The organism is Magnetococcus sp. PR-3 (assembly GCF_036689865.1).
Classification (GTDB): Bacteria; Pseudomonadota; Magnetococcia; order Magnetococcales; family Magnetococcaceae; genus Magnetococcus.
In genome coordinates, this window is record NZ_JBAHUQ010000038.1 from 43,437 (window position 1) to 54,799 (window position 11,363).

Consider the following 11,363-nt stretch of genomic DNA (forward strand, 5'->3'; position numbering starts at 1 on the left):
TAAGGACCGACGTTGGCCCCTATGAATTACTTCCCCCCGAACACAGTCTAAAAGGGTGTGTGGGGGATGGGAAGACAAAAACGTTAAATAGGGTGATGAGCTAGATTTTATAAGCGAATGTTAATGTTCACTTTTATATTCTAACTACATGTTAACAAAGCTTATTATTCTTGTAGATGGGTCTGCACAATACGCCCTGCTAAGGTTAAACCAAATAGTGCCGGTAGGTAACTAATGGTGCCATTGACCGCTCTAGGGCGGCCCTGGCTAACCGGTTCTGGCGGTAATGGCGCGGCGGGAAGCTCGCTGGACCATGCACAGATCACCCCTTTTTTAACCCCCTCACGGCGACTTCTTAAACGCACTTTGCGGGCCAAAGGGCAGGTGTGGGTTTTGGTTAGATCACTCAGCTCAATTTTGGTGGGGTCCACTCTTCCACCAGCCCCCATAGAGCTGTAGATGGGCAGCTCCCGGCGGTAGCTCTCTACGATCAGCCCCACTTTGCAGTTGAGGGAGTCGATGGCATCCAGCACCACATGGGGTTGGGCGGTATCCAGCAGCTCAGGTATGGTCTCACGGGTGATAAAATGATCCCTGGGGTCCAGTTGGCAGTTGGGGTTGATGGCCTGCATACGACCCACCATCACCTCAATCTTTTTTTGACCTACCGTGTCGTGGGTGGCGTGGAGCTGGCGGTTGATGTTGGAGCTGGCCACGGTATCGTGCTCCACCAGGGTTAAACGGCCGACCCCTGCTCGGCACAGGGCCTCGGCGGCATAACTGCCAACCCCACCCAAACCACAGACCAACACATGCAGCCCCGCCAGTTTTTGAATCCCTTCCTCCTTAATGAGGATCGAGGTGCGTTCGAACAGTCCAGATTCCATGTTTCAATCCATTTTTAAAGCGTGTTGGGCGTTGGCGGTGGTGGTGGCCACCATTTGAGCCAGAGCAACCCCCCGCAGGTCCGCAAGCTTTTGCGCCACATAGGGGAGTAGCGCCGGTTCGTTGCGCTGCCCTTTGTGGGGGTGGGGGGGCATATCTGGGGCGTCGGTCTCCAACACCAAATCGGTTTCCGGTAAGGTGCGGGCCAGGGCGTGGAGCTTACGGGAGTGGGGGCGGGTAAGCATACCCCCAAAACCCAGTTTAAAGCCCATGCGCCGGTAACGGGCCGCTTGGTCGAGGGAGCCGTTAAAGGCATGCACAATACCCCCGTGGCTAAAGGCTCGGTGCTTGAGAGCCTGCAGAACCTGTTCATGGGCTTTGCGTACATGCAACAGTACCGGCAACCCACGTGCTTGGGCGATCTCTAGCTGGCCTTCAAACAGGGTGCGTTGGGCCGCATGGCTCGGCTTGGGGCAGGCGTGGTCCAGACCAATCTCCCCCATCAAGGGTGGTTTGACCTGATCCAACCAACGCTGTAACTGGGTTAGGGCATCCTGAGGGTGTTGGTGCAGATAGATCGGGTGTAACCCCAGGGCTATGGTGACCCCTGGCCCCTGCAAGGCCAACAGCTTGGGTAGCCGTGCCAGGGTCACCGCTGGCAGCACCCAGTGACGCACCCCAACCCCACGGCTACGGGCCAGCATGGCCATGCGGTCATGGTCAAATAGGGGGGCGTCCAGGTGGCAGTGGGTATCGATCATGGGTGACCGTTCATGGGGGGTTCCAAAGGTAAGCTCTTGTGATCGGGCGGTGCACGATTATGTTAGCCCCGTGTGCTGTGCTCGGTTGGGGGTCAAGCCGGTGCTCTGCCCCCGCATAAAGGGGCCTCGCAAAAAAGCAAACCACAGCGGCAACCGGTCCGTTATTTTAGCACATCGCTCCAGCACTTCCAGCTACCGCATAAAAAACGTACCATACATTGATGTCTATCGATTAAGAGAAGAGGTGGCGCATGTTATACAGCAGTTTAAAAGAGAGCATTCGAAAGCAGCGGGAGGAGCTGACGGCGTTGCTGGGTAATACCATGTATGACTTGGCCAAGCAGTGTGCCCTGGATATGCCAGACCGTCACCGGTTAGAGGCGCGGCTGAGTGACTCGATACCCAATATTCCCTTTTGCAAACATCTGTTTGTAACCGATGCTCGGGCGCGCCAGATTATTGATAACATCACCCGGGATGGGTTGGATGACCGGCATATGGCGCGGGATCGATCCACCCGCCCCTATATGCAGAACATTGTGGGAACCACCGATTTTAAATTGTCGGATGCCTACATCAGCCGCAACAACAAGCGGCCCTCCTTAACCGCGGTGCAGGTGATGCGGGATCCTGAAGGCATGATTATCGGCTTTTTGGGGGCAGACTATGACTTGCGGGAGCTGCCGGGGACCCAGTCGCTCTATCAAGAGAACCATGGGTGGCGGCAGATTAAAGGGGATCCGGCCATTCGTGGGGGGCTGTTCCAGCAGCACCGGGTCGAGAGCCTGTTGGATAGCCGTATTGATGATATTCTGGCCCTAATGACCGAGCTGATGACGGAAAATGGGGTGTTCCACGGCAAGCTCCATTTCAGCAGCAGCCGGGCCTCGGTCTGGTTGGTGGATGATCCTTACTCCTACCGTATTCTCAGTTTTGATGATCTGATCGACCCCCATGTGTGCCTAGCCTATCCCCACCAACCTTACACCTCCCGCTCGGTGGTTCCTAAAGAGGCCGTGGAGAAGGTGTTTGAGATGTTTAAAGAGCTGCGTTTTGCCGATGAGGTGATCTATCTGCGCAACGCCTCCTTAAATATCTGTAATGGCTTGGTCTCCTTAAACTTTTCTTGCGATGGTTCGCACTACATCGGTTATGAGGAGTTTTTAAACAAGGGGTTGGATTTCTGGTTTGGTGGGGCACAATAGGGGATAAGACGATGTGGATTTTTCTAGAAGGGGGTCGTTTTCTTTCGGTGGAGGCCCATGCGTCCGACCCTGCTCTGTTTCAGTTAAGGGCCCGTCTGCCTGGGGATATTGAGGTGGATTTTCCCGATGCCCAGGTGTATGAGGCCGCGGCGGAGGAAGAGGGGCCCGGTCACTACCGTTTTCATGCTTTGGTGGCTCGGGATCAGGTGCTTAAAGCCATAGCCCATGAGCTGGAAGATCTAAGTTATCCCCAATTTCAAAAAACCATCTGCAATGCCAACCGGGTATTGGCCGCCAGTCGCTGTGATGATGCCATGCGTCAGGCGCAGGAGGCCGCCCGTGAGGGGCAGGATCAAGACTCGATCTGTTATCCGCCCTCGTTACAGCCGAAAGCGTAGGCGTTTTTTGCTGCGAAAAGGGCGAACAATTCGGTAAACTTGGTGCCTCTTATGAATCATCATGGATCAATAAAGGTGTGGGTATGAGTGAAGAGCTGCTGCAAAATTTACAGGGTATGACCCCCGCCAGCATAAAAAAGCTGGAGCAGCTGAAGGGCGAGTTGGAAGCGTTACATCATTTGATGCAGAAAACCGATGGGATGTCTGAAGAGGAGGTGGAAGGACGCATGCGCCAGTTCCGGGAAAAAGAGCAGGAGGTTATGGCTTTTCTCGGTGCTTTGGGGTTGATGCCTCCAACCTCTTAAATCATCCCCCCACAGATGGCCCTTTTTGTCTCTTTAAGCCGTTGGTTTTTTAGCCAGCGGCTTATCTGTTTGTCGGTCTGGCCGCCTCTGTAGACTCCACTTTTAGGCGGTACACGTCTGCTGGTCTGGGCGAGAGGAATCAACCGCGCCCTTACGGGGTATCGACCCCTATTGCTTGTCTGGTACATGGCTCTGCTTGGTGATGATCAACCCTGGTTTTGGCCTGTGAAGGTGGCTTGTGGTGCGCCTTGGTTGGTCTTCTCGGGGTTGTTTTGGGTGAGGCATCGCCATGGGTCTGGGCAAGAGGGGTCATCCGCGCCCTTAGCGGGTATCCGACCCTGTTCTGCGTGTTTGGTGCATGGCGCGCTTGGTGATGATCAAAGCCCTGGTTTTGGCCTGTGAGGGTGGCTTGTGGTGCGCCTTGGTTGGTCTTCTCGGGGTCGTTTTGGGTGAGGCATCGCCATGGGTCTGGGCGAGAGGGGTCATCCGCGCCCTCACGGGGTATCGACCCCTATTGCTTGTCTGGTGTATGGCTCTGCGTGGTGATATCAGCCCTATTTTTGGCCTGTGAAGGTGGCTTGTGGTGCGCCTGACTCAGGTTAGGGTACGATCTGCCTCTCTTGCAGGGGGTGCCCCTGTTCTGGGGGGGGCTTTCAGGCATCCCTTTTTTCATCAGGGTTTGAGCATCTGTCTAGGTGGCCAGCCAAACCGGCAACAAGCCATGAGAGAGTCTGTATGCAAAGGCGGGGCATGAAGGGGCGTGCTCGGTCTGCCCTTAGCCGGGGCCGTGCCGGTTGAGTGCTGGCGCCTGCCCGGTGGGGTGGCGCAGCGCATCAGAGGGGCCTAACCAGAGCTCAATGAGTCTGAGGCTAGAGGGTCCCAACCAGAGCCCGACGGGGCTGGGGTCGTGCAGAGCTCCACAGCAGAGCCCGACGGGACAGAGGCCGTGCAGAGGGTCCCAACCACAGCCTGACGGGGCTGGGGTCAGAGGGTCCCCAGCAGCCTGACTGGGCTGGGGGCGTGTACAGAGAGAGCCTAACGGGTCTGAGGCTAGAGGGTCCCAACCTGAGCCCGACGGGGCTGGGGTCGTGCAGAGGTCCCCAGCAGCCCGACGGGGCTGGGGGCAGAGGGTCCCAACCTGAGCCCGACGGGGCTGGGGTCGTGCAGAGGTCCCCAGCAGCCCGACGGGGCCGTGCAGAGAGCTCCCAACCTGAGCTCGGCGGGGCTAGGGTCGTGCAGAGAGCTCCCAACCTGAGCCTGATGGATTTGGGGCTGTGCATGAAAGGCTAGGGGGGCAAACCTTGTCTAAAAAAGGTTGCTGGCCTTGGCTAGGGGTGTTTTTGTGTTTTGTTTTCTTCCAGCAACTGGTTCTGACGGGCCAGTTGTTCTTCAATACGGGTTAAGCGTGTGCCCAGGGTGGCCAGTGTGTCGGTAAAGGGTTCTTGATGCACACCGGTGTTGGCTTCCTGCTCCTGTTCTTTGGTAATGGCCATGGCATCCACAATAATACCGATGAACAGATTTAAGACGGTGAAGGTGGTGAGCATGATGAAGGGAATAAAGAAGACCCAAGCATCGGGATAGACCGCCATAACAGGGCGCACAATGCCCATAGACCAGGACTCTAGGGTCATGATCTGAAAAAGGGTGTACATACTGGCGCCCAGGTTGCCAAACCATTCCGGAAAAGCGGTGCCAAACAGGTTGGTGGCCATAACGGCGGCAATGTAGAACACCACCACCAATAAGCTGGCTACAGAGCCCACCCCCGGTAGGGCCAGCAACATGCCCAGTACAACCCGGCGCATGGTGGGAACCACCGAGACCAGACGTATAACCCGGAAAATACGGAAGGTCCGCAGTACCGAAAGACTACCCTGCGCGGGCATAAGGGCGATGGCGACAATGATAAAATCAAAGAGGTTCCAGCCACTACGGAAGAAGCCGCGTATACCGTAGGCACGCATTTTCAATGAGATTTCCACCATAAAAATACCCAAGCATAGGGTGTCGAGTCCCTCAAGCAGTGCCAGCAGGGTTGGGTCAAAATTGGGGTTGGTTAGTAACCCTAGGATGATCCCATTGAGGACAATAATGGCGGTAATAAAGTTTTGAAAACGGGTGGATTCGACAAGTGCCGTCAGTTTGCTGGACATGGTTTAGCTCACCGTAGGTAATGAAGAGAGGTCCTGGTTTGAACCCTTGCTTAAGTGGGCATTATTTAGCATGGAAAGCGCAGAAATACAAAAGGCATGGCCCTATGGCCATGCCTTTTTTTATTCTGACAACACGCTGAGATCAGGTGTAGAAAATTTCGACAAAGAAGGGCCCCGTAGGGGTTTTAAAAAACTGCCGTACACTGTGCCCGTAGCTGCTGGTGTCGGCCTCAAAGGTGCCGCCCTGGCCTAGAATTTCAGGCGGGCTAAGGTTGATTTCACCATGCTCTTCAGACAGTTCTGTCTGGATACTGCCGGCGATCATATTGGCGACCTCACCAAAGCCATCAAAGACATCTTCATTCATCTCTTCGGGCTCTTCCCCTAACAGTCCACCGGTCATGGCCATGGCCACATGTTCGGGCGCGGAGAGGAATAAACCCCCGTTAACAGCGCCTCTGAGCATGATCAGGGCAGAGGTCTCAGCCTCCGGTGGGGCGTAGGTGCCGTCAATATCCTTAGCCATGGTGGGGCCTGCCGTTACATCCATGGCTAAAAAGGTGAGGGCAATATCATGTACACCGGATTTTACGGCGCTGGAGATAGCACTATCCATAGTCCTGTCCTGTATGGTCGCAATGACAACCATGTTGTATCGTTCATGGAGATCGGGCTGCAAGTCAACCCGCAGGTGATACCCAATAGTGGTGTGCAAAGCAACGTCTATTTTTTTTGGTCAGGCCAATGAGAAGGCCATACGCCACGTTCCCTCTATTTTCCTACTCTTAGTTTGTGACTTTCAAGTGAATAAATGGTTCCAACCCTGTGTGATAAAAGCGGTTTCGCAGTAAAAAACGGTGATCTCCATATGGTGTAAGCCTTTTTTGAAGGTTGAAAAAAAACATATGGCGATGTTGGAATATGTCAGAACTCCGTAACAATGTGACAGAATGGCAGGCTTTCTGGCCGGGGGGATAAGCATCTTTTTTTTTCTAACATGGGAACTAAACAATTTGAGATGAATCTGTGTTGCAGCGAGCAAATGGAAGAGGTGGTTTGACCTTAAGGAGTAACAGTTGTGAAGCGTATACAATGGATCGGATTGGCCGCAGCAGGTATTTTGTTGAGCGGTTGTGGTGGAAACAATGACTATACACCGGCAGCGGGTAGCAGCCCGGATACCATTTTTGCAGAGGCTTGTGCCAGTTGCCATGGGGATAAAGGGGCAGGTAAGTTAGGCTTTTTGCTGAAAGTTGCGGGGAGTGATGCCGAGCCTGCAGCCATTGCGGGTCATATTCAAAGTGGTGGTCCGGTTATGCCTGCTTTTCCAAATATCAATGAAGCAGACCGGGTGGCGATTGCCGCTTATTTAAAGAGCCTGTAAAGGGTTTAGGGCGTTGATCCTTTATTGGCATGATGGCCAGCAGGGCAGCTTTAAAGTTATCCGGCAAACGGATCTGTTTGGTTTGGCTCTGCAGCAGCCAGGGGCCTTTTACGATCTGTGGGAGCCCGCCAGCCTGTTCCAGGTCTATTGCGACATTGAGGAGATCCCTCAACCCATTGCCCAGCGGGTTGAGGCAACGGGTTCGTGTGTGGAGTATGGTCTACCGGGGCAACCGGCGCTTTACTACACCGAAGCTCAGGCCCCCAGTCGTGTTCAGTGGGCTTTGGCAGTGCTTAATGGGGTTGGGCAGGCCAAGCTGTTTAAAACCGAGCAGCAGGCCGCTCAGTTCGCCCACGGGCATGAACCCGCACAACAGGCTTGGCAGTTTTATCAAACGACCCAGCGTTAAGGGGTGTGGATCAGGTGTCTCAAAGGCCGCCGGTGTAGACCAGCGGCCTTTTTGATGCGTGACCGTGACTTTGCTCACCAGGGGCATAACCCCGCACAACAGGCTTGGCGGTATGATCAAGCGACCCAGCGTTAAGGGGGGTTGATCCGGTGTCTCAAAGGCCGCCGGTGTAGACTGACGGCCTTTTTGATGCGGGACCGTGACTTTGCTCACCAGGGGCATAAACCCGCACAACAGGCTTGGCGGTATGATCAAGCGACCCAGCTTTAAAAGGGGTATGGATCAGGTGTCTCAAAGGCTGCCGGTGTAGACCGGCGGCCTTTTTGATGCGTGACCGTGACGGGCCGGTGGTAACAAAGGTGGTCTGCTGAGCCTGAGGGGGGAACCCTCGGAGAAGGCTGGTCCGTTGTGATGGTCTTAACGGCGGACTGCAAGCAGGCTCGCCTTTGGGTTGAACATGCTGACAGAGCCCTTTTTCAACGAAGGGGGCTGCGTGTGGTTTTTCTGTGGATAACCCAACCGCAGATGACAACTTGCGGAGGGTGGTAAAGCGCACTTTGGCCCCAGGGTTGGGTGCGCAAAAGCTCAAAAAATGGATCAGGTGTCTCAAAGGCCGCCGGTGTAGACCGGCGGCCTTTTTGATGCGGGACCGTGACTTTGCTCACCAGGGGCATAAACCCGCACAACAGGCTTGGCGGTATGATCAAGCGACCCAGCTTTTAAGGGGGGTTGATCCGGTGTCTCAAAGGCCGTCGGTGTAGACTGACGGCCTTTTTGATGCGTGACCGTGACTTTGCTCACCAGGGGCATAAACCCGCACAACAGGCTTGGCGGTATGATCAAGCGACCCAGCTTTAAAGGGGGGTTGATCCGGTGTCTCAAAGGCCGTCGGTGTAGACTGACGGCCTTTTTGATGCGTGACCGTGACTTTGCTCACCAGGGGCATAAACCCGCACAACAGGCTTGGCGGTATGATCAAGCGACCCAGCTTTAAGGGGGGTTGATCCGGTGTCTCAAAGGCCGTCGGTGTAGACCGGCGGCCTTTTTGATGCGTGACCGCGACGGGCCGTTGGCAACAGAGGTGGTCTGCTGAGCCTGAGGGGGGAACCCTCGGAGAAAGCTGGTCCGTTGTGATGGTCTTAACGGCGGACTGCAAGCAGGCTCGCCTTTGGGTTGAACATGCTGACAGAGCCCTTTTTCAACGAAGGGGGCTGCGTGTGGTTTTTCTGTGGATAACCCAACCGCAGATGACAACTTGCGGAGGGTGGTAAAGCGCACTTTGGCCCCAGGGTTGGGTGCGCAAAAGCTCAAAAAATTGATCAGGTGTCTCAAAGGCCGCCGGTGTAGACTGGCGGCCTTTTTGATGCGTGACCGTGACTTTGCTCACCCAGGGGCATAAACCCGCACAACAGGCTTGGCGGTATGATCAAGCGACCCAGCGTTAAGGGGTGTGGATCAGGTGTCTCAAAGGCCGCCGGTGTAGACCAGCGGCCTTTTTGATGCGTGACCGTGACGGGCCGGTGGTAACAGAGGTGTCTGCTGAGCCTGAGGGGGGAACCCTCGGAGAAAGCTGGTCCGTTGTGATGGTCTTAACGGCGGACTGCAAGCAGGCTCGCCTTTGGGTTGAACATGCTGATAGAGCCCTTTTTCAACGAAGGGGGCTGCGTGTGGTTTTTCTGTGGATAACCCAACCGCAGATGACAACTTACTGAGGGTGGTAAAGCGCACTTTGGCCCCAGGGTTGGGTGCACAAAAGCTCAAAAAATGGATCAGGTGTCTCAAAGGCCGCCGGTGTAGACCGGCGGCCTTTTTGATGCGGGACCGTGACGGGCCGGTGGTAACAGAGGTGGCCTCCCAGCCTGGGGAGGTAAGCCTAGGGCAGGGCAAAGGCCCGTGGTTGTACCTGCTTAGGGGGACGCTGCCCAAAAAAAGGGCTCGGATTAGGGCTCTAGGTCAGGGGCTCCGCCCCATGTCTTAGCGCGGGATCTATGCTTAGATCAAACAGGCGGAGGTGCCTAGCAAAGGCGTGGCTTACGGGTAGGCGCCGGATGCGTAGTGCAGTTCGTAGCTGTGGCTGTAGATCTCCAGAATATTGCCAAAGGGGTCTTCCATATAGATCATGCGATAGGGCTTTTTTCCCGGATAGTAGTAACGGGGTTTGGCCATGCGTTTTTTGCCCCCTGCCGCCACAATTTTCTCCGCCAAGCCTTCAACATCAGGATCTTGCACACAGAAGTGAAAAATACCGGTCTTCCAATACTCAAAATTGTCTTTGGGGTTTTGCTGGTTTTTAAACTGAAACAGCTCAACACCAATCCGATCACCCGTGGAGAGATGGGCAATACGAAACGAGGACCAGTTGGGGCCAAAGACATCGGTACACATTTCACCAATGGCACGCCCATCCTCCACAATTTCAGTGGGCTTCATGATTAAATACCACCCTAGGACTTCGGTATAAAAAGTCACCGCGGCGTCCAGATCGGGTACTGAGATACCGATGTGGGAAAAGGTCCGGGGGTAGGGGGCTGGTGCGGCAGATGGCAGCATGGTGGTGCTCCTGTGGCTTGGGGTAATCACCCCTATGTTGGGTTGACCACAAGCCTAGCAAGGGCGTACTCTTATGTGAAATTATCAAAAATCATTAAAAAGATAATATTAGATTATGATAAATCCCACCTTTCTACGTACCTTTATGTGCGTGGTCGAGACCGGCCACTTTACCCAAACCGCCAAGCGGCTACATATGACTCAGCCGGGGGTAAGCCAGCATATCCAAAAGTTAGAGCGGCAGCTTGAGCAGCCCTTGTTAAACCGTCATGGCAAAAGCTTTGAGCTGACGGTAGCCGGTGAGCAGCTCTATGCGTATGGGTTGCAGCAGGCTCAAGCGGAGGTGGCATTGCACCGCGCCTTAACCGCGGACTGCCCCAACACAGGGGTGTGCAAACTGGCCTGTTCTGGGGCCATGGCCATGCAGCTCTACCCCAAACTGTTAACATGGCAGCAGCAGCACCCGGCTTTGTCGATGCAGCTGGAGGCCGCCCCCAACCCGGCCATTGTCGCACGGGTGCTCAGCAACCAATCTGATCTGGGTTTGGTAACCCAACCGGTGCAGGATGCCGCGTTGGCCCAACAGATATTGGGTCAAGATGCCCTCTGTCTGATCCTACCGGCCGGGGTGGAGGCCTCTTGGTCGACGTTAATGGCCCTGGGTTTTATCGATCATCCCGATGGCGATCACTATGCCAGCCAGCTGTTGGAAGCGAATTTTCCACAGAGCTATCGAGGTATGGGTGCCATCCCCAAAACCAGTTACATCAATCAGCTTAGTCAAATTCTTTTACCCATCGCCATGGGGCTGGGTTTTACCGTTCTGCCGCACTCCGCTTTGGCGGCCTTTCCTGAGCCTAAGCGCCTACACATCGCCCCGCTGGTTCATCCGGTCAATGAAACGGTCTATTTGATCACCAAGAAGCATCGCCCTTTGCCGGCGCGTTATGGAGGCATCCGTTCTCTGCTTGAGTCCCAGTGGGGGGCGCAGCCGCTAAGGGTCTGAGCCCCCCTTGTTAGGCCTGGGATGGTGGCCTAACAGGTCGAGCTGTGATCAAAAGTGTGTTCCCCCAGGCTTGGCTGAACAGCAGGCTGCTGGATGATTCGGTGTGGTGGGGTATGAAAGGAAGCCGTGGGGCTGTCACTTATCCTTGAGAGAAGGGGGGCCACCATAAACCTAACCCCTGCTTGCGACCGTTGGGTCACCAGCCACGAGTAGCCGCCCATAGGAACAGAGGTGAAGCGGGGGGCTAAAGTTTCTATGGAGGCAGAGGCGCCATAAAAAAGGCCACCGGTTGAAGCCGGTGGCC

The 11,363-nt window shown here is 55.1% G+C and carries 12 protein-coding genes; 7 read left to right on the forward strand and 5 right to left on the reverse strand.

Annotated elements, in window-relative coordinates; translation table 11 throughout:
* Window positions 1–164: 164 nt before the first annotated feature.
* Window positions 165–887 (reverse strand): tRNA threonylcarbamoyladenosine dehydratase, encoded by a 723-nt coding sequence (locus V5T57_RS17895; RefSeq protein ID WP_332892623.1) that lies wholly within the window; start codon window positions 885–887, stop codon window positions 165–167.
* Window positions 888–890: 3 nt separating this feature from the next.
* Complete coding sequence (locus tag V5T57_RS17900) at window positions 891–1,646, reverse strand: TatD family hydrolase (protein ID WP_332892624.1); 756 nt, start codon at window positions 1,644–1,646, stop codon at window positions 891–893.
* A 251-nt stretch (window positions 1,647–1,897) separates the two neighbouring features.
* On the opposite strand from V5T57_RS17900, the gene V5T57_RS17905 reads away from it, so the two are divergent.
* The 3 genes from V5T57_RS17905 to V5T57_RS17915 all read left to right on the forward strand — a co-directional run bounded on the left by V5T57_RS17905 (window position 1,898) and on the right by V5T57_RS17915 (window position 3,554).
* A complete protein-coding gene (locus tag V5T57_RS17905; RefSeq protein WP_332892625.1) occupies window positions 1,898–2,851 on the forward strand; it encodes a PDC sensor domain-containing protein in 954 nt (317 codons plus the stop codon).
* Window positions 2,852–2,862: 11 nt separating this feature from the next.
* The gene (locus V5T57_RS17910) at window positions 2,863–3,249 is read left to right on the forward strand and encodes a hypothetical protein (RefSeq protein WP_332892626.1); all 387 of its coding nucleotides are present in this window, start codon (window positions 2,863–2,865) and stop codon (window positions 3,247–3,249) included.
* Between the two features lie 83 nt (window positions 3,250–3,332).
* A complete protein-coding gene (locus V5T57_RS17915) occupies window positions 3,333–3,554 on the forward strand; it encodes a hypothetical protein (protein ID WP_332892627.1) in 222 nt (73 codons plus the stop codon).
* A gap of 1,328 nt (window positions 3,555–4,882) precedes the next feature.
* Here the strand turns inward: V5T57_RS17915 and V5T57_RS17920 are convergent.
* Both V5T57_RS17920 and V5T57_RS17925 read right to left on the reverse strand, forming a co-directional pair.
* Window positions 4,883–5,710, reverse strand: coding sequence for an ion transporter (locus V5T57_RS17920; protein ID WP_332892628.1), 828 nt, complete (start codon window positions 5,708–5,710; stop codon window positions 4,883–4,885).
* Between the two features lie 142 nt (window positions 5,711–5,852).
* Complete coding sequence (locus V5T57_RS17925; protein WP_332892629.1) at window positions 5,853–6,326, reverse strand: chemotaxis protein CheX; 474 nt, start codon at window positions 6,324–6,326, stop codon at window positions 5,853–5,855.
* Between the two features lie 462 nt (window positions 6,327–6,788).
* On the opposite strand from V5T57_RS17925, the gene V5T57_RS17930 reads away from it, so the two are divergent.
* The 3 genes from V5T57_RS17930 to V5T57_RS17940 all read left to right on the forward strand — a co-directional run bounded on the left by V5T57_RS17930 (window position 6,789) and on the right by V5T57_RS17940 (window position 8,497).
* Window positions 6,789–7,094 carry a c-type cytochrome gene (locus tag V5T57_RS17930; protein ID WP_332892630.1) on the forward strand — a complete coding sequence of 102 codons (306 nt, stop codon included), beginning with the start codon at window positions 6,789–6,791 and terminating at the stop codon, window positions 7,092–7,094.
* A gap of 13 nt (window positions 7,095–7,107) precedes the next feature.
* Window positions 7,108–7,503: a hypothetical protein gene (locus V5T57_RS17935; protein WP_332892631.1), complete on the forward strand. Its 396-nt coding sequence runs from the start codon at window positions 7,108–7,110 to the stop codon at window positions 7,501–7,503.
* Window positions 7,504–8,338: 835 nt separating this feature from the next.
* Window positions 8,339–8,497: a hypothetical protein gene (locus tag V5T57_RS17940; protein ID WP_332892632.1), complete on the forward strand. Its 159-nt coding sequence runs from the start codon at window positions 8,339–8,341 to the stop codon at window positions 8,495–8,497.
* A 1,037-nt stretch (window positions 8,498–9,534) separates the two neighbouring features.
* Here V5T57_RS17940 and V5T57_RS17945 read toward each other — a convergent pair.
* Complete coding sequence (locus V5T57_RS17945; protein WP_332892633.1) at window positions 9,535–10,053, reverse strand: lactoylglutathione lyase family protein; 519 nt, start codon at window positions 10,051–10,053, stop codon at window positions 9,535–9,537.
* Window positions 10,054–10,168: 115 nt separating this feature from the next.
* Between V5T57_RS17945 and V5T57_RS17950 the strand changes: the two genes are divergently transcribed.
* Window positions 10,169–11,059 carry a LysR family transcriptional regulator gene (locus V5T57_RS17950; protein ID WP_332892634.1) on the forward strand — a complete coding sequence of 297 codons (891 nt, stop codon included), beginning with the start codon at window positions 10,169–10,171 and terminating at the stop codon, window positions 11,057–11,059.
* Window positions 11,060–11,363: the final 304 nt, after the last annotated feature.